Genomic DNA, 18,834 nt, shown 5'->3' on the forward strand with positions numbered 1-18,834 from the left:
TTCCTACGCCTGGAAGTTCAGCCGTTTCACCTGGCTGATAAGTTTTATCCCCAACAGTGAAGTCTTTTAACACTAATGGATCATTTTCAGGGTCAGTATCGTTTGTAAGGATGTTCTTCTCAACTGGCGTACCGTGCTCCGTGGTCACTGTATCATTTTCAGCAACTGGTGGCTTATTCGGTGCAGCTGGAACATCTTCATTTGACTCGTCATCATCATCCGTCGCTGCAATAATTCCCCCAGCAACTAAACCACCACCGACGATCCAAGGTAAAAGGCCAATTAATTTACTGCCTTCGACTGCTGGTAATAACGCCTCCAGTCCCGGAATATCTTTAAAACCGGATACCCCATCAAACCAATATAGAGCACAGTTATCTTCTTCAAACACTAAGTCCGAAGCAACTTCGTCGTATTGAACAAAGAAGTTTTCAATAACAACAACTTCACCATTTTTGAGTTTTAGTACCAAGTTATTGCCATCACGGATAAACTCAGCCACATCATCGCGATGCATTTTGGTGTGAACAATAGACGCTTCGGTTAATGTGATATTCGCAGAATTAACCGTTGATTTACTTAATGAGTCTTTTTCAATAACAATAAAATTAGACATACTTTACCTACAATGACTGTATTAATTTTTTAAATGTTAATTACTTAGCAATACCTGTGATTTCAACAGTTACACGACGATCTGGTTGTAAGCAAGCTTTTAATGCTTCGCGCTCTTTTACAGCAAAGCAACCATCTGTCACAGGCTGTTGTTCACCTGCACTTGCAGTGCTTACGACATTCGCAGCCACACCATTTTGAACCAACAGGTTGCGTACAGTATCTGCACGGCTTTGACCAAGTTTTTGGTTATATTGATCATTACCTAAACGGTCAGTATGTCCGACCAATTTAATTTCTCGTACAGTGGCATAACCAGAAGTAATTTTAGAAGCTAAATCAACGACCTCTTGGCGGCCTTTTGGCAATAAGTCATTTAATGAAGAACCATTAAATTTAAACAAGGTATCGGCTGATAAATTGACCTGCATTGTGGTTTCTTGTGTAGCTAAAACAGGAGGTTTATCTTCTGTCTTACAAATTAAAGCTTGCCCAGCATTAGAAATAAAAGGTTTACCTTCTGCATCCACAGAAAGTGTAAAGTCGCGTGAAGTCAACTTTTCAGGGTTTAAGTCCACATCACAGCTTTGACATGTATCTGTGGTACAGTTTTTCACTTTAAAATTATAATTCTCTGGTTTTAATTGATAATTCGCTGAATTATTAATATAAAAAGTGCCTGCTTGAATACTGTCTATATAAAACTCAATCGGACAGTTTTGTTGATCTGCTGTATCTTCGGCACAAAGCGCAGCATCACGTTTGACCTGAATCTTTTGGCTATTTTCAGCTTGTTCTTTTTGAAAACGTAAATTTGTCGGTTGTGAATATTGATTTGAGACACAAGCAACCATCCCCAACGACACAGCACTCACTAATAACGGCATTTTAAACATACAAAAAAACTCCGATTAACGTTCTATTAAATAATTATTCACCCCAATATCATAAACAAAAAAACACAAAAAAGTAACCCAAATAACCATAAAAAGCGAAATCAATCACACTTTTGTTCACAATAAATATTCAGCTTATTTGACGATTTTTCACCAAAAATTAAAAACCAATTGACAACACTCAGAAGTAGTAGAATGAGACTTATTAAAATAGCTGAACGATAATAATTCCGTGTAAATATTAAGTTTTATCAATTTCAGACTTTTGGACAGCAACGCGATAAAATATACTTAACCTTATTTTTTCTACTTAAGCCATGCAGTTGAATACTCAAACCTTACGTGCTCAATTACGCCGTCAACGTCGACAGGTCCCCAAGCATCCGCAATTACAATCCGAGTATCAAATTTTACAGCGCTTAATCAGGTTTAGTCCGTTCCAACACGCGAAACATATTGGCATTTACCTGCATGCATTTGGTGAAATTCATACCAGTAAAATCATTCATTACTGCTTGAACCATAACAAACATGTATATTTACCGATGATTTGTAGTATGAATCAACAATTGGTGTGGGTCGAAATTACACGCAACCAATATTGCAACCAACGATTTTCTCATCACCCACTGGGCATGAAAGAACCGATGGCCAGTCGTGGTCAACATGTCGCCCATTTAGATCTACTTATTTTACCTTTACTTGCTTGTGATCACTTCGGCACGCGGATTGGGATGGGTGGCGGTTTTTATGATAAGACCCTTGCGACTGCACCCACTCAGCCCTATCGCCTAGGTCTTGCACATGACTTTCAATTGATTAATGAAACATTAAAGCGGGAAACTTGGGACCAGCCTTTAGATGCCCTGTTAACCCCTTCTCAACTGTTACGCTTTAAACGCTAATTTGTTATTTTTGAAGCAAACCAACACTTTAAAATCAAATATTTAGTCATTTTTTATAGATTTTAATTCGCCTTACCCTTGTAATTTAAAAAATACACATCACTATAAAAACATGGCAACACCGTTGTCACTCATTAGGAGTGCCCATGTCTGAGATTATTATGAATGAAGAAAGCTTGGAAACAACAATTCCAAGCGTATTACCGCTTTTAGCGCTACGAGATGTGGTTGTATATCCTCACATGCAAATTGCGCTGTTTGTGGGTCGCGAGAAATCGATCAATGCAGTCAATGTCGCACGTGACAGTGACAATCTAGTATTTGTAGTTGCACAAAAAGATTCGCTAACAGAAGAAATTGATCACGACAATTTATATCAATACGGTACTGTCGCGAAGATTGTGCAAGTTGTGAATCATGAGAATGATGAAAACTGTATAAAAGTATTAATTGAAGGCTTACACCGTGCCAAACTTGAGAAAATCATCGATACAGATGAATACCTCACCGCTGAGCACTCGTTAAGCCCAATGACTGTCACAATTGATGCTGACACTCAACAAACACGTGTTGAAGAATTACGTGCCCTTTTCGCTCAATATGCAGAAGCGAAACTTCGAAATGCACGCGAACTTATTGCTGCAGCAAATAAAATTGATGACTTACTTCAATTATTATTTTTCGTTGCGACACGAGTGCCATTAAACATCGATATCAAGCAAAAATTCCTTGAACACGATGAGTTTGAAGCGCATTTAACTGAACTGATGACTTATTTACTACAACAGTCAGAAGAACAGCAAATTGAACAAACATTACATGATTCTGTAAAACGCCAAATGGAAAAGAATCAGCGTGAATACTTCTTAAATGAAAAAATGAAGGTCATTCAGCGCGAACTTTCCGACATGAATGGTGGTGCAGAAGACGACGTTGCAGAGATTGAAAAACGCCTAGCTGAAGCCGATTTACCTGAACATGTACGTAAAAAGGCTGAAAATGAATTCCGTAAGCTTAAAGCAATGCAGCCTGCTTCAAGTGAAGCTGCCGTGGTGCGTAATTACTTAGAAGTAATTCTAGATACGCCTTGGAATAAAGCGAGCAAAGTGAGCATTAACCTTGCTAAAGCTCAAGATATTCTGGACGCAGACCACTATGGTTTAGACGACGTGAAAGACCGCATTGTGGAATACCTTGCAGTACAGTCACGTGTGAAAAAACTCAAAGGCCCAATTTTATGTTTGGTTGGTCCTCCGGGTGTGGGTAAAACCTCTCTAGGTGAGTCTGTAGCGAAAGCGACAGGTCGTGAGTTTGTCCGTATGGCACTTGGTGGTGTACGTGATGAGGCGGAAATTCGTGGTCACCGTCGTACCTACATTGGTGCGATGCCAGGTAAAATTGTGCAATCACTGTCTAAAGTTGGCGTGAAGAACCCACTGTTCTTACTCGACGAAATTGACAAAATGGCACAAGACTACCGCGGCGACCCTGCTTCGGCTTTACTTGAAGTATTGGATCCATCACAAAACAGTAAGTTCAATGATCATTACTTAGATCTTGATCTCGATCTATCTGAAGTGATGTTTATCTGTACTGCAAATAGCATGAACATTCCTGAGGCATTACTTGACCGTATGGAAGTTATTCGTCTACCGGGTTATACTGAAGATGAAAAGATCAATATCGCTGAGCGCTACCTTGTTCCTAAAGCAATTAAGAACAATGGTCTACGTGCCAAAGAATTGACTGTTCATGAAGAAGCAATTCGCGACATCGTACAGCGTTATACACGTGAAGCTGGTGTACGTAGCCTTGAACGTGAAGTGTCGAAAATTGCACGTAAAGTTGTGAAAGAAGCAGTCAGCAAAAAATCGAAAAATCTTCAAATTGAAGTCAATTCGAAAAATCTTCCTGACTACTTAGGTCCGCACAAATTCGACTTCGGTATGGCTGAAGAAGAAGCACAAGTGGGTCGCGTGAATGGTCTTGCTTGGACTTCTGTTGGTGGTGAATTACTGACTATTGAAGTTGCAGCTGTCAAAGGTAAAGGTAAATTCATTACAACAGGTTCACTTGGTGATGTAATGAAAGAGTCTATTACCGCTGCAATGACTGTCGTACGTACACGTGCAGATGAACTTGGGATTGAAGCGGCTCGTTTTGAAGAAACGGATGTCCATGTTCACTTACCTGAAGGTGCGACACCGAAAGATGGTCCATCAGCAGGTCTGGCTCTGACTACAGCCCTCGTTTCAGCATTCACAGGTATCGCGATTCGTCCAGATATCGCAATGACAGGTGAAACCAGCTTGGGTGGTCGTGCAATGCGCATTGGTGGCCTAAAAGAGAAACTGCTTGCTGCACACCGTGGCGGTATCAAGTTAGTCTTCATTCCACAAGAAAACGTACGTGATTTGGCTGAAATTCCAGAAAACGTTAAAGAAGGTTTAGAAATTAAACCGGTTAAATCAATCGATGAAATTCTACCTTTAGCTCTTGTTGATATGCCTAAACCATTGGTCAAAGCGCCGATTGTCAAAGCATCTGAAGGCGGAAAAGCCGCACGTCATTAAGTATTTCAACAATAAAAAAGTCCTGCTTGCAGGGCTTTTTTTTACCTTCTAAATCAATTAATTAATATTCAAAGTTTTTTGATCCACAACAGCATTTAAAAATTAACACTCAATCTTACAATAAATAAAGATTGCATCTACACGGCTCACGCATAATTAAAATTGACTGTTTTTCAAATAATTCAAATTCGAAAAGGAAGAGTACGATGCTAAATCCTGTTTGCTGGTTTGAAATGTATGTCGATGATATGGACAGCGCCAAGAAGTTTTATGAAACTGTATTAAATATTCAACTGAGCCAACTCAGCAATCCAGCTGATACAAGTATGATCATGTGGTCATTTCCCTCAGACATGAACCAATATGGTACTTCTGGTGCATTGGTCAAAGTGGATGGTATCTCTGCTGGTGGCAATAGCACATTGATTTACTTTAGTAGTGAAGATTGCGCGATCGAACAAAGTCGTATAGAAGCAGCGGGCGGCACCATTCATCAAGCTAAAATGTCAATTGGAGAGTTTGGTCAAATTGTTTTAGCTGTAGATACTGAAGGTAATTTATTTGGCGTTCACTCAATGAAATAAGGTTTTACTGCGAGTCTTAGCGACACAATTTCCAGATATGCCCTTTTTCTAAATTATGCCTGTCGTGTTGATTATGACAGGCATATTGACATGAGATGTCGATAAACATTTCAGCATCATTTTATAAATTTTTACAAAATAATAGAATGCTGATTGCCCAATTTAAATAGCTTTGCTTCTTCCATTGCTAAATTTACCGTTTAACTTGTGAACAAATATTTGTAAAAATACAATTTAAGTGTAGATTAAATCTATATATGCGCTTTAGAGAACATTGTTTTCAAATCAAGTTTAGATTTGACCAATAGGCCATATCACTAAACTATGCTTAATCTAATTGGACAGATGAAAGATCCATCTTCTCATTCTGAGTCGTGTATCTATTCAGCATGAAAATCCAAACACTTTAACAGTGAAAATTACCGCAATCATTAGCTTGAAAAAATGGATTGCTCCCCCATCTAATATTGTAGATGTATACACGCTGTATGTTTCTAATCTATTCGGCACTTAGTATTAATTTGTCTAAGTCCAAATGGTCATCTACATCTCCAGGTAGATGACCTTTTATCGCAGTCCAAAGGCTTTCAGGGCTGCGTTTTTTATGTCTTTACACTTTCTAACAAAATCTGCTTACTTTTTAAGGTCTAGCACCATTTTCACCACACCATCAATAACCTGAGCCATTTTATCCAAATTCAATTTATCCAAAGTATCTTGTTCAGTGTGATAATGCTTATTACGATAAAATGCTGTATCTGTAATCATCATCGCAGGCATTTCAAACTCCCAATAATTCATATGATCTGAAAAATCGACACCTTGAATAAACGAAGGTGAAATTAAACGCTCACACTGTAGCTGATTTAATTCTCCCATCGCATTGCAATACGATGCTGTCAAATCTCTAGACTGAAGATTGCCCACTGCTGCAATAAAATTGCTATGGGATGGATAAATCCATTTCAAACCCACTGGATAATCTTGCTTTGCTTTACTATCAAAATAACCAATCATTTCTAAAATATATACGCCACTAATTTTATCTTTGCTTTTAGCGACTGATTTGGCATGTACATAACTCCCCATATATTCAGTTCTAAAATAAGGGGGTTCTTCTAAGGTATAAAAAACGAATTCGACATTTTGTTTTAAACGTGACTTTTCTGCCGCCAAAATACGTGCAGCTTCCAATACACCCGCAACACCTGAAGCATTGTCATCGGCACCATGCTGCTCTTCAAAAACATCATAATGCGCACCAAGAATCACTTTGTTACTATGCCCTGCATTGAGCGGACATACCACGTTACGATAAGGCAGACTGTTCACCGTATAGGTTTGAAAACTACAATTCACACCAAACAAGCGCATTTGCTCACGTATCCAAGCTGACACGCGGTTGAGCTCTTGAATATTTTTATAATTGCGGTATTCACTTTCACTGCCAATAATTTGCTCCAAGTAGACTTTCAAATTAGCAGGCTCAGCTGTTTTTAAACTATTTGCCTGTGCAGAAAATGGCAACAAATAAGCGGTCAAAAATGCCATAAAGCTGAATAAGTGTAAGCAAAGCCGACGAGTACTTTGTAAATGTGTCATTGTTATTATTCCAATTTTTCAATCTAGATTTGCAACGTATATGTTGGGTATTTAAGCAGCAACTAAATCACGATTTCAATTGCAAATTGTGTCTGATATTACAAAGTAGTACTGAACCGTTATAATAATGACTTTGCATCATTTCAGGCGTTGTATGAAAATCCGTATTCTGACCATTGGTCAAAAAATGCCAGCATGGGTACTCACGGGCTTTGAAGATTATTTCAAGCGGATTCAACCCTTTGTGCAAACCCAAATTATTGAATTACCCATGGCGAAACGCGGTAAAAATGATTCGGAAGCCGACATTTTAAAATATCGTCAAATTGAAGGTGACAGTATTTTAAATGCCATGAAAGGCAATGAAGTTTTGATTGCTCTTGAAGTCGGTGGCAGAGAATTCAGTACCGAAAAGTTAGCTGAAACCATGAAAGGTTGGATGCTTGAAGGTAATGATGTGGTCTTGGCGATTGGAGGTCCTGATGGGCATTCAGAAGCCGTACGTAAAGCAGCTGCATGGCATTGGTCTTTATCTAAATTGACCTTGCCCCACCCGATGGTTCGTGTCATGTTAATTGAACAACTCTACCGTGCGATGAGTATTAATCACAATCATCCTTATCATCGTGCTGGATAAAATTAGTCTGAACATGCGTCGCATTTATAGAACAAACCGTTGAGTTTCTATGAATTGTTCAACGTTTTTTAATACAGCAAAATAGTACTATTCTTTCCACTTAGTTCCGGCGGTTGCTATGAATTTACAAACACTTCCAAGTTTATTTATTTCCCATGGCTCACCTATGCTTGCACTCAATCCTGAGCAAGTGGGTCCTGCGCTGGAACGTTTAAGTCTCAATCTGCCTAAGCCACAAGCCATTATTGTCATGTCTGCACATTGGGAAAGTAATGTACTCGAAGTTAGTACCAGCAATCGTCCCGACACGTGGCACGACTTTCGTGGCTTCCCAGCAGAACTTTATGAAATACGCTATCCAGCACCAGGGAATCCTAAGCTTGCTGAGGAAATACTACAGTTACTTGCCGATGCGGGTCTAGCTGCGCATGCCAACAGTACGCGACCACGAGACCATGGTGTATGGATGCCGTTATTACATATGTACCCAGAAGCAGATATTCCTGTGGTGGAAATATCGCTGCCTATGACAATGAGTGCTCAAGAAATTTACAAAATTGGGCAAACCCTCGCACCTTTACGTGATCAACAAATATTGCTCATTGGCTCAGGCAGTATCACTCACAATTTACGTGAACTGGCTTGGGATGGTCGTCATGCATCTGTCCCAGAGTGGGCCTCTAGCTTCCGCAATTACGTCGTGAGCAAACTCACCCATCAAGATTATGATGCCGTTTTAGATTGGCAAAGCATTCCACACGTACAACGTAATCACCCAACCATTGAGCACTTTGCCCCATTATTTTTCGCAATGGGTGGAGGGTCACGTTTTTCAGTCGTACATAGTAGTTTTAGTATGGGCTCACTTGGTATGGACCTTTATCGATTTGACTAATCCAAACCACTTATAGATAAAATATATTTATAAGTTAACAAATAAATATTTATGGATACATTTTGATACTTAATCGTATGGAATGTATTCATATTATTTTAAAATGAATAGGTTAAGATCAACACGTCATTCAAACAAAGAATTATTTGCCTAATGAAACTTAAATATTTAGCGATTGCGCTCTTCCCTTTAGCCCTTGCAGCTTGTCAATCAAGTGATATTCAAAAAGCTGGAGATTTAGCTGTGAGTGTTTTACAACAACAAAATGCCGATAAAACCCTTGCTTCTTATCAATGGAGCACAAACACAGAAAATGCGCCAAAACCTCTCGTTTTAAACTTTAATGACAACGGCACCTTAAGTATTGCCACCAGTTGTAATGGTATGTCAACTTCATGGAAAGTTGAAAACAACCTCATCAGCACGGGCAATATCATGGCAACTCAAATGGCGTGCGAAACAAATGCCATGAAACAAGAAGGTGTTGCTTCTGCCCTCTTTAGCAATCGTAAAGCACCATTTGTCCTAAACACTACGGATACGCAAAATCCAACACTCACCATCATTTCGTCTACTGGTGAAAAACTCGTCTTTACAGGAAAAATGACACCTGAAACGCTTTATAGTTCACAGGGCGAAACGATTTTCTTAGAAATCAGTCCAGAAACGAAGAAATGTACTGGCGTTGCGCCGCAAACATGCTTACAAGTGCGTGAAGTAAAATATGCAGACAATGGCGTGAAAACCCAAGTTGATAAAGACTGGACCTTATTTTACGATCAAATCGAAGGTTTTACCCATAGCGCATCGGAACGCCAAATTATTCGCGTTAAACGCTTTGAGCGTAAAAACCCAGCCGCAGATCAATCTAATTACGCCTATATCTACGATATGGCTGTTGAGCGTGAAGCAGTCAAAGGCACGCTCTAATATGCATTTAAATAATGAATATAGAACTGTAGATATCTATTTTTAATATGTGTTGATGAACATTCGTCACTTATATTTCAGGTTGTTATAGCTAGATATTCAAACATAAAAAAACCGAGGCGAATGCCTCGGTTTTTTAGTTCAACCTAAGTAGAACTTAGTAAACGCCTTGTGAAAGCATTGCGTCAGCTACTTTTACGAAGCCTGCAATGTTCGCACCATTTACATAGTTCACAGTACCGTCAGCTTCAGTACCGTATTTTACGCAGTTGCGGTGAATTTCTTTCATAATCGCATGCAGACGTTCGTCAACTTCTTCAAAAGTCCAACCTAAACGAATTGCGTTTTGAGACATTTCAAGACCAGAAGTCGCAACACCACCTGCGTTAGACGCTTTACCTGGTGCATAAAGAATTTTCGCTTCAACGAATTTCTCAACAGCAGCCAAAGTAGAAGGCATGTTTGCACCTTCAGCAACACAGATTGCACCGTTTGCAAGAAGTGTTACAGCATCTTCTTCATCTAATTCATTTTGTGTAGCACATGGAAGTGCGATATCACATTTGATTGACCAAGGACGCTTGCCTTCAAGGTATTCAAAACCGTGTTTAGACGCGAATTCTGAAATACGACCACGTTTAACGTTTTTAAGTTCCATCACTTCAGCAAGAAGTTCAGTTGTGAAACCATCTTTTACGTATACAGAACCGTTAGAGTCAGAAAGTGAAACCACTTTCGCACCTAAATACATTGCTTTTTCAGCAGCATATTGAGCTACGTTACCTGAACCAGAAATGGCTACAACTTTATCTTTAAAGCTATCACCACGAGTTTTCAACATTTCTTCAGCAAAATAAACTGTACCGAAACCTGTTGCTTCTGGACGAGCCAATGAACCACCGAAAGTCAAACCTTTACCAGTGAATACGCAAGCTGTGTCATTGCTGAGTTTTTTCATCATACCAGCCATGTAGCCAACTTCACGGCCACCTACACCGATATCGCCCGCAGGAATATCTGTGTTAGAACCAAGATGACGATACAACTCGATCATTAAAGCTTGGCAGAAACGCATGATTTCGCCTTCAGACTTACCTTTAGGGTCAAAGTCTGAACCACCTTTACCACCGCCCATAGGCAATGTAGTCAAAGCATTTTTGAAAGTTTGTTCAAAACCTAAGAATTTAAGAATTGAAAGGTTCACTGAAGGGTGGAAACGCATACCACCTTTGAATGGACCAATTGCTGAGTTGTATTGAACACGGAAAGCACGGTTAACTTGTGTTTGACCTTTGTCATCTACCCAAGAAACACGGAATTGAATTGCACGTTCAGGCTCTACAAGACGCTCAAGCAGACCGTAGTCGGCATATTCAGGATTCTTTTCAATGAATGGCCAAAGGCTAGTCATTACTTCTTCAACAGCTTGAAGAAATTCAGGTTGATGTTCGTCACGTGTTTTAACGTAATCTAGGAAGTCGTTAAGGCTGTTATATTTCAACGCTTAATCCTCAGCAGATGGATGGATCAAAACTGTTCACAATTTTGATCAAAGATATATTTTGGCGCAAAATATTAAATATCTTTTGCAACCAATGGGCAATAGTTTTTTTCAAAAATCTTTAATTTCCATAAAGAACATAGATTTAAATTGATCAAGCAGTCTTCTTTATTATATATCAAATAACTTTTAGTAATATATAAATGAGCATTTTTGCTCGTTTATGATGCATAAGACGACCTATTTTTGCGCACAGGTAATCTGGGTGAAAACGTGCTAAAATTCATGGCTCTGCTTTATTTCCCAGCCTTTCTTGTTGCAATTTGACTACACATGACTTCTGAAATTTCACTCATCCAACAAATTGATGCCTTATTGCCACAAACTCAGTGCGGCTTATGCGGTCACCGTGATGGATGTCTGCCCTATGCCAAAGCTATCAGTGAAGGTGAAGAAGCCAACAAATGTGTTCCTGGTGGTCAACCAGTAGCCGATGCCCTTGCTGCTTTGTTACAGCGCGAATATCTAGTTGCTGAGGAAAGTGTGTGGCCAGTCCAAGTGGATGGTCGACCACAACGCGTTAAAGCGGTCATTCGTGAAGATGAATGTATCGGTTGCACCAAATGCATTAGTGCATGCCCTGTCGATGCGATTATTGGATCTGGCAAACTCATGCATAGTATTTTAGCGGATTTGTGTACGGGCTGTGAGCTGTGTATCCCTCCTTGCCCAGTCGACTGTATTGACCTTGTTGAAGACGTTCAATCTGTACCTGTGGAAAGCGCACGCATAGTGGAACAAAATGACTTGCGTCGTCGATATTATGCCCATATACAACGTGAAGAAAAACGTCGAATTAACCGTAAAGGCCCAGTCGTACGTGCCGAAATTGACACCGATCTTTTTGCACGTTTTTCGTTACAAACCAATGCAGTACCAAATATAGAAATCACCGAAAAACCAAGTACACCAACAACAAATTTAGACGCAAAAACTACGATTGAACTTGCAAAAATTCGTACACAAATTAAGAAATTAGAAAAACAATTGAGTGTGCGTGAAGATGCCAAAAAACGTGATTTATTAAACACGCTCACTGCTCAATTAGCACAGTTACAGGGAGCTTAATCGTGACTGTAAAAAATATGACCAAAAAGCAAATTCAAACCTTTTTTGAACGCTTAAGAGAACAACGTCCCAACCCTAAAACTGAACTAAATTACAGCAGTCCATTTGAGCTATTGGTTGCCGTGACACTTTCTGCTCAGGCTACAGATGTTAGTGTCAATAAAGCCACAGATAAGCTCTTTCCAGTGGCAAATACCCCAGAAACCATTTATGCCTTAGGTGTCGATGGTTTAAAGAAATATATTAAAACCATTGGTTTATATAATTCTAAAGCCGAGAACGTCATCAAAGCCTGTAAAATGCTCATAGAGAAGCACAACAGCGTCGTTCCGAACAATCGTACAGATTTAGAGGCATTACCTGGTGTCGGGCGTAAAACTGCCAATGTGGTGCTCAATACAGCCTTTGGTCAACCCACGATGGCTGTGGATACCCATATATTCCGTTTAGGTAATCGTACAGGATTAGCTGTCGGCAAAAATGTCTTGGAAGTTGAACATCGACTCGTCAAAGTCATCCCCAAAGAGTTTATTGTTGATTCACATCATTGGTTGATTCTGCATGGGCGCTATACCTGTATTGCCCGCAAACCGAAATGTGGTGAATGTATTGTTTCAGATGTCTGCAACTGGCCAGACCGTTTTGAATTTGGCGCTGCACGCCCAATTAAAGTGACCAATATAGACGCTTAGTCACGTCTATATCGTTTTTTGGAAGCTGAAATAGTTGTTGAAATTTATTATTTAATCTGCTGAATCTTGCTTATCTTGTATTTTTTGACGCTGCTTTTGCTCTAATTCTTGCTTTAATTTCGGATGTAACTGATATTCTTTTTTCGTTGTTCGACCTTGCTGAGCTTCTTCAACTTGTACCTTACGCAGCATTTTAAAGCTCACAAATAACAAGCCTAATAACACCGCAATTGCGACGATCACCATTAAAACCAACACAACTTTCATGATCAGATCGTCCTACATATACACATTAAAAAAGGAGTCCCACTATGCAGTAGGACTCCTTAATTGTCAAAAATTCAAAAATGAATTATTTAGACTGGTCTAGAATTGCAAACAAGTCAGTTTGAACTTGGTCAATTGGACGTAAACCATTTAATTTATCGTAAGTTGGTGCATTTTCACCAGAAGCTGCACGACCTTGGTAGAAACCAACAAGTTGCTCAGTTTCAGTGTGGTAAGAACCTAAACGCTTACGAATTGTCGCTTCTTGGTCATCTGGACGTTGAACAAGGTCTTCACCAGTTTCGTCATCTTTACCTTCCACTTTTGGTGGGTTGTAAACGGTGTGATAAACACGACCAGATGCAGGGTGTTGACGACGACCAGAAAGACGTTGCACGATTTCTTCGTCAGGTACATCAATTTCGATAACGTGATCGATGTTGATGCCTTCATTTTCAAGTGCTTCAGCTTGAGGAATCGTACGTGGGAAACCGTCAAAAATGCAGCCGTTTACGCAATCAGGTTGAGCAATACGTTCTTTTACAAGACCAATAATGAGCTCATCAGATACAAGACCCCCATTATCCATGACACTTTTAGCTTGTAGACCTAATTCAGTACCTTCACGAATTGCAGCACGGAGCATATCACCGGTTGAAATTTGTGGGATATCGTAGCGCTTACAGATCAACTGAGCTTGTGTACCTTTACCTGCTCCAGGTGGTCCGAGTAAAATAATGCGCATAAAAAAACATCCTCATTTAAACAATTTGTATGACGCCACGACCACAATCCTTGGACTGTGTCCCCCGGCATCTCATTATAAGAAAGCCACAAACAAATGTATTGTACCTGCGATAAAACCAGTTACCCCACCCAAGACAATCAAAATCCATTCGTCTTCCTGAAATGCAGGACGTAATAGATTTTGGAATTCTTTCGGCGTGAGCTCACGAATCCGGTCTCTAAACATTTGAAAGATTTTCTGTGCACGGCTCGCATTAAACGCAGGGTCGCATACAGGCACCATCGTAATTTCAATTGAGCGATCGATCAAGTCTGTCTTGAGTTTTGCATACTCTTTTGGACCTAAAGATAACTGTAATGACGTACGAACCAGTGGAGATTCCATAATTTCATTAATATGACGTTTCACGATGCGGCGAGTCTTATCTTTTTTCCCGCCATACATCATTTCAGTCATAATTGATTTTAACGTAATTAGGTCTTCTGTGACTACACTTGCGAATACATCTGACACTTCTTCTTGGCGTTTCATGAATGCGCCTTGGACATTATAAGTCCCAATGCGTGGAATCACAGGTTTAACCCAAGGAAATTTACGATCCTTTGTTAATTCAAACAATTGCAGGTATTTTACAGGATGCGCTTCAATTGGATTAAAGACCATCCAGATCGCAATCCAGTTGGTCAAAAAGCCCCAGATTGCTGCCCAAAATGGGACGGTCCAATGCCATGGCACAACAAACCAAACGATCATTTGGAAAATACCAAAGAACATCCCGATTAAGGCACTTATATGCCAAATAAAATTAATTTCTTTTTGACCGACTTTCAGGAACATACGAACCATTAAACGTCGATCTGCTTCCATTTGGCTCACCACCATTTCACGCATATCGACAAGTGACTCGACGTTCATGGTCAGTTCGGTCACAAGTTCTCTTAATGTACCTGGTAGTTGTTTCTGTGCTTGAGCATAAATACGACGTTTAATGGAATATGGTAGATTTTCCCAAAGTACAGCATTGCGATCTAACATGACCTCGTCAATGAGATGCTCAAGTTCAAATCCAACTTGTTCACCAATGATCCGCGCCATATCTTCTGGGTCCATCGCATCTAAAAACTCTCGAAGCGAACCCAACTTAGACAATGTGTTATCGGTAATAATACCCGAAATGCGCCCAGCTTTTCTTGGCACAATCCCCTGCCAACCCACAGGTATTGGTCCCAAATGGAATCCCCAAAAGGTAATTGGGTAAAACACCATTTTCAGAGCCATCCAAACGTGTGCCCAGGTAACGAATGCGGTAACAGGGATAATACTTAGCACCGCCCAAAAATCGGGTCGTCGCAAAAAGGCTTGCCACAATTCGTTCACGTACTCAAGCATGCATAACTTCCATATTTAATTTTATTCAGTGAGTGCGGTTATAAAATAAAGTTGAATATTTTCACTACAAACCGAAACTTAGAGTATATGAAATTTGTAGTCTCGGTTCAGTTTCAGCAATCACATTACCTGATTTATCTTCTAATTTTTCACCTGCACCCATGCCAACACTAAACGTACTAATACGCTCAGAACTCAACATCACATAAGCAAGATCGATACCACCACCTAAGCGTACTTCATCTTCACCATCGACTTTTTTAGAATCGATATGACCTGCATAAGCCCCGATATAATAACCATTTTTATCCTTACCCGTGAAATGAACTGGGTAACGAAAGCCGACCTGGCCAGCCGGTGATTTATCATCGTTTAGAAAAACACCAGCCTTGGCATAGGCTATACCGTAGGGATTGGCCCATTCACCATTCACGTGAATGATTTTTTGGGTAAATCCTGCGCCGACATTCCAAGGTTGATAACCCTCACCCGTTAATTTTGCCTCAGGTAAAAATGAATTGTCATTGGCATGTGTGATGCTTCCAAGCATCATTAACGCAAGCAATGGATAAAATTTATTCATTGTTTTCACTAACTTCCTTAATATTATTTTTGGATTATTCCTTTTTTATGACTACTGACTTTATCAGAATAATATGAACTGTTATACACAAGCCCCCATATTTTTAATGTCTATAAAGTCAAAGTTTGAACGACTTTCATGCTTGTACTGTTTTTCTTTATCAAAAAAATGCCAGTTGCGCTAGAATATGTCCCTTCGGTTATTTCAGTTCTTTGTCCTTAAGTCGATCGCGTATGAAGCAGCACTTTCCTTTAAAAAATGTCCAGCAAGAAAAGCGGATTTATCGTAATCGTGTAGTGATTTCGATCGGGATCGTTTCTGTCTTTATGCTGTTGCTCATTGCACGTTATGCATATTTGCAAATCAATAGCTACCAAACCTTTTCCACTGCCGCAGATCAAAACCGAATCCGCTTGCAACCACTTGCACCATCACGCGGTTACATCTATGACCGTAATGGTGTTTTGCTCGCAGATAACTACCCTGTGTTCTCTGCCACCATGAGCCGTGCAGATGTGGAAGATATAGACGATACGGTTCACCGATTAACCCCTTTACTTGAACTGACTGACGAAGATATTCAACGTTTTAAATCACGCATTAAAACGTCGAAAAAGACTGAACGTGTTTCGATTAAATTAAATTTGAATGAAAACGACATTGCACGTTTTAGTGAAGTGAAATATCAGTTCCCAGGCGTAAATATTGAAACGCAAATGACACGCTATTACCCACATGGAGAACTGTTTGCTCATGTGATTGGTTATGTCGGACGTATTAATGACAAAGAACTGAAATCGATCGATAAAGACTTGTATGCGGGTTCTAACCTGATAGGTAAAATTGGGGTTGAAAAATCCTACGAAGAATTATTGCATGGCATGCCCGGTAATGAATCTGTTGAAGCCGACGCCTTTGGTAATGTCCTGCGTCATTTAGGTCGAAAAGATCCTGTTCGTGGTAACGACCTTTATTTATCTTTAGATTATGGTTTACAAACCGTTGCTTCAGAGCAATTGGCAGGTCGTCGTGGTGCAATCGTTGCTATGGATCCACGTACAGGTGAAATTTTGGCTTTGGTTTCTAGCCCGAGCTTTAACCCAAATCTATTCGTAACTGGGATTAGTAGCAAAGACTATTCAGGTTTGCGAGATAGCCTCGATCAACCCCTTTATAACCGTGCTGTACAAGGGGCTTATCCTCCCGGCTCAACCATTAAACCAATGTTTGGTTTAGGTGGAATACACTATGGTTTGGTGGATTGGAGTACAGCAATTTCAGATCCAGGCTACTTTACTTTACCGGGTGATAGTCACCGTTTCCGTGACCATAAAAAAACTGGACATGGCGCTGTAAACTTACATAAAGCGCAAGTCGTATCTTGTGATACCTATTTTTATGTACTGTCTTATCGTATGGGTATCGAGAAGATGAATTCATGGATGCGTCAGTTTGGCTTCGGAGAAAAAACCGGTGTCGATTTACCGAGTGAAAGTACTGGGCTTTATCCAAACCCCGAATGGAAACTCCGTACACGTAAATCTAACTGGCTCAAAGGTGAAACCATTTCTGTCAGCATTGGACAAGGTGCATTTACTGCCACGCCATTACAACTGGCCATGGCAACTGCAATTACCGCCAACCAAGGCTCCCATGTGACACCTCACGTATTACGCGAGAGTAAAGGCGTGAAAGTACATACAGTACATAATGCCCCGAATGGGCGAATTCAATTTAACGGAAAACCTGAAGATTGGATTAAGATGCGTGATGCCATGATTGACGTGGTACAAACAGGTACAGGTCGTGGTATTCGTACACCGATGTATCAAATTGCAGGTAAAACAGGTACAGCACAGGTGAAAAGTATTGCGCAAGGTAAACGCTATAACGAATCCCTACTGACTGAGCGACAACTGGATCATGGCCTTTTTGTCGGTTTTGCACCTGCTGAAAAACCTGAAATTGCGATTGCTGTGGTTTGGGAAAATGGTCGACATGGTGGTTCTGCTGCGCAAATTGCTAAACCAATTTTTGATTATTGGTTACTTACGCGTAAAAAGAATCCAATCCGTCCTGAGGGTCACCAAATTAGTGGTGGTTTAATGACGGCAGGTATTAAACCAGGTGAATTACCAAGTGGTTCAAATATTTTGGCTGCTGATCCAAATGCAAATCCAAATCAGCCAAATGCGAATGCAGCCCAACCTCATACATCAACCAATACAACACAAAATCCTGCTACGCATGCCACTCGTGCAGCAAGTTCTGCAACCACTTCCGATGGAGAATAATCTGTGAAAAACCAATTAAGAATCATCGGTGGTGAATGGAAGCGTCGTCAACTGCCTTTTGCCAGTATTGAAGGCTTACGCCCTACACCAGACCGGGTACGTGAAACCTTGTTTAACTGGCTCATGTGGGATGTACAAAATGCCAAAGTCCTTGACCTATGTACGGGTTCAGGAGCATTGGCATTTGAGGCTTTATCTCGTGGAGCTGCACAAGCTGTATTGATTGAACCTGATCGCACCCAAGCAAAATTTCTAACAGACAATCTTGAACTTTTACGTATCAGCAAACAGCAAGTTCAATTAAAAAATATGACTGCGCAACAAGCTTTACCAAGTTTAAAAGATGAGTTTGATTTGGTCTTTTTAGATCCGCCCTATAGCCTCGACTTGTGGCAAGAATTAGCTGCCTTAGCAGATCCTTTGATAGCTGAAAATGGCTTTATTTATGTCGAGGCAGATCGAGACTTAGCACAGCTAAAGCTTCCAACAACATGGAAACAAATTAAACAAACCAAAGCAGGTACTGTGCGTGCTGGGCTATATCAAAAAACGATTTAGTCATTTGATTGCATAAACCACGTACAAAAAAGGACGC

18 protein-coding genes are annotated in these 18,834 nt (G+C 40.1%); 10 read left to right on the plus strand and 8 right to left on the minus strand.

Annotated elements, in window-relative coordinates; genetic code table 11:
• Positions 1 to 616: BapA/Bap/LapF family prefix-like domain-containing protein (locus B9T33_RS10170; RefSeq protein WP_143224009.1), on the minus strand; the 616-nt coding region annotated here is incomplete at its 3' end.
• Between the two features lie 40 nt (positions 617 to 656).
• Positions 657 to 1,511 carry an OmpA family protein gene (locus B9T33_RS10175; protein WP_086178794.1) on the minus strand — a complete coding sequence of 285 codons (855 nt, stop codon included), beginning with the start codon at positions 1,509 to 1,511 and terminating at the stop codon, positions 657 to 659.
• 317 nt (positions 1,512 to 1,828) lie between these two features.
• On the opposite strand from B9T33_RS10175, the gene B9T33_RS10180 reads away from it, so the two are divergent.
• From B9T33_RS10180 to B9T33_RS10190, 3 genes are all read left to right on the plus strand, one after another.
• Positions 1,829 to 2,416, plus strand: coding sequence for a 5-formyltetrahydrofolate cyclo-ligase (locus B9T33_RS10180; protein WP_086178795.1), 588 nt, complete (start codon positions 1,829 to 1,831; stop codon positions 2,414 to 2,416).
• 146 nt (positions 2,417 to 2,562) lie between these two features.
• Positions 2,563 to 4,989, plus strand: coding sequence for an endopeptidase La (gene lon, locus B9T33_RS10185; protein WP_086178796.1), 2,427 nt, complete (start codon positions 2,563 to 2,565; stop codon positions 4,987 to 4,989).
• 206 nt (positions 4,990 to 5,195) lie between these two features.
• Positions 5,196 to 5,573, plus strand: coding sequence for a VOC family protein (locus B9T33_RS10190; protein WP_086178797.1), 378 nt, complete (start codon positions 5,196 to 5,198; stop codon positions 5,571 to 5,573).
• Positions 5,574 to 6,206: 633 nt separating this feature from the next.
• Here the strand turns inward: B9T33_RS10190 and B9T33_RS10195 are convergent.
• Positions 6,207 to 7,175, minus strand: coding sequence for a M20/M25/M40 family metallo-hydrolase (locus tag B9T33_RS10195; RefSeq protein ID WP_086178798.1), 969 nt, complete (start codon positions 7,173 to 7,175; stop codon positions 6,207 to 6,209).
• A 154-nt stretch (positions 7,176 to 7,329) separates the two neighbouring features.
• On the opposite strand from B9T33_RS10195, the gene rlmH reads away from it, so the two are divergent.
• The 3 genes from rlmH to B9T33_RS10210 all read left to right on the plus strand — a co-directional run bounded on the left by rlmH (position 7,330) and on the right by B9T33_RS10210 (position 9,637).
• Complete coding sequence (rlmH, locus tag B9T33_RS10200; protein WP_086178799.1) at positions 7,330 to 7,812, plus strand: 23S rRNA (pseudouridine(1915)-N(3))-methyltransferase RlmH; 483 nt, start codon at positions 7,330 to 7,332, stop codon at positions 7,810 to 7,812.
• Positions 7,813 to 7,930: 118 nt separating this feature from the next.
• Positions 7,931 to 8,707, plus strand: coding sequence for a DODA-type extradiol aromatic ring-opening family dioxygenase (locus B9T33_RS10205; RefSeq protein WP_086178800.1), 777 nt, complete (start codon positions 7,931 to 7,933; stop codon positions 8,705 to 8,707).
• 153 nt (positions 8,708 to 8,860) lie between these two features.
• Positions 8,861 to 9,637, plus strand: a complete 777-nt coding sequence (locus B9T33_RS10210; RefSeq protein WP_086178801.1) for a DUF4377 domain-containing protein — start codon at positions 8,861 to 8,863, stop codon at positions 9,635 to 9,637.
• A gap of 157 nt (positions 9,638 to 9,794) precedes the next feature.
• On the opposite strand, the gene gdhA is transcribed toward B9T33_RS10210, so the two are convergent.
• The gene (gene gdhA, locus B9T33_RS10215; protein WP_086178802.1) at positions 9,795 to 11,138 is read right to left on the minus strand and encodes an NADP-specific glutamate dehydrogenase; all 1,344 of its coding nucleotides are present in this window, start codon (positions 11,136 to 11,138) and stop codon (positions 9,795 to 9,797) included.
• Between the two features lie 333 nt (positions 11,139 to 11,471).
• On the opposite strand from gdhA, the gene B9T33_RS10220 reads away from it, so the two are divergent.
• Together B9T33_RS10220 and nth are read left to right on the plus strand one after the other, a co-directional pair.
• Positions 11,472 to 12,266 carry an RnfABCDGE type electron transport complex subunit B gene (locus B9T33_RS10220; RefSeq protein ID WP_086178803.1) on the plus strand — a complete coding sequence of 265 codons (795 nt, stop codon included), beginning with the start codon at positions 11,472 to 11,474 and terminating at the stop codon, positions 12,264 to 12,266.
• Between the two features lie 17 nt (positions 12,267 to 12,283).
• The gene (nth, locus tag B9T33_RS10225; RefSeq protein ID WP_086178911.1) at positions 12,284 to 12,958 is read left to right on the plus strand and encodes an endonuclease III; all 675 of its coding nucleotides are present in this window, start codon (positions 12,284 to 12,286) and stop codon (positions 12,956 to 12,958) included.
• A gap of 51 nt (positions 12,959 to 13,009) precedes the next feature.
• On the opposite strand, the gene B9T33_RS10230 is transcribed toward nth, so the two are convergent.
• From B9T33_RS10230 to B9T33_RS10245, 4 genes are all read right to left on the minus strand, one after another.
• A complete protein-coding gene (locus B9T33_RS10230) occupies positions 13,010 to 13,225 on the minus strand; it encodes a hypothetical protein (protein ID WP_086178804.1) in 216 nt (71 codons plus the stop codon).
• Between the two features lie 85 nt (positions 13,226 to 13,310).
• Complete coding sequence (gene adk / locus B9T33_RS10235; RefSeq protein ID WP_086178805.1) at positions 13,311 to 13,970, minus strand: adenylate kinase; 660 nt, start codon at positions 13,968 to 13,970, stop codon at positions 13,311 to 13,313.
• Between the two features lie 75 nt (positions 13,971 to 14,045).
• A complete protein-coding gene (locus B9T33_RS10240) occupies positions 14,046 to 15,362 on the minus strand; it encodes a hypothetical protein (RefSeq protein WP_086178806.1) in 1,317 nt (438 codons plus the stop codon).
• A 64-nt stretch (positions 15,363 to 15,426) separates the two neighbouring features.
• Entirely contained in the window at positions 15,427 to 15,945 is a 519-nt protein-coding gene (locus B9T33_RS10245) for a hypothetical protein (protein ID WP_086178807.1), read from the minus strand.
• 233 nt (positions 15,946 to 16,178) lie between these two features.
• Between B9T33_RS10245 and mrdA the strand changes: the two genes are divergently transcribed.
• On the plus strand, positions 16,179 to 18,239 hold the full coding sequence (gene mrdA, locus B9T33_RS10250) for a penicillin-binding protein 2 (protein ID WP_086178808.1): 2,061 nt from the start codon (positions 16,179 to 16,181) through the stop codon (positions 18,237 to 18,239).
• A gap of 3 nt (positions 18,240 to 18,242) precedes the next feature.
• Positions 18,243 to 18,797 carry a 16S rRNA (guanine(966)-N(2))-methyltransferase RsmD gene (gene rsmD / locus B9T33_RS10255; protein ID WP_086178809.1) on the plus strand — a complete coding sequence of 185 codons (555 nt, stop codon included), beginning with the start codon at positions 18,243 to 18,245 and terminating at the stop codon, positions 18,795 to 18,797.
• Positions 18,798 to 18,834 lie beyond the last annotated feature (37 nt).

It is taken from the genome of Acinetobacter sp. ANC 5054, assembly GCF_002135295.1.
GTDB lineage: Bacteria > Pseudomonadota > Gammaproteobacteria > Pseudomonadales > Moraxellaceae > Acinetobacter.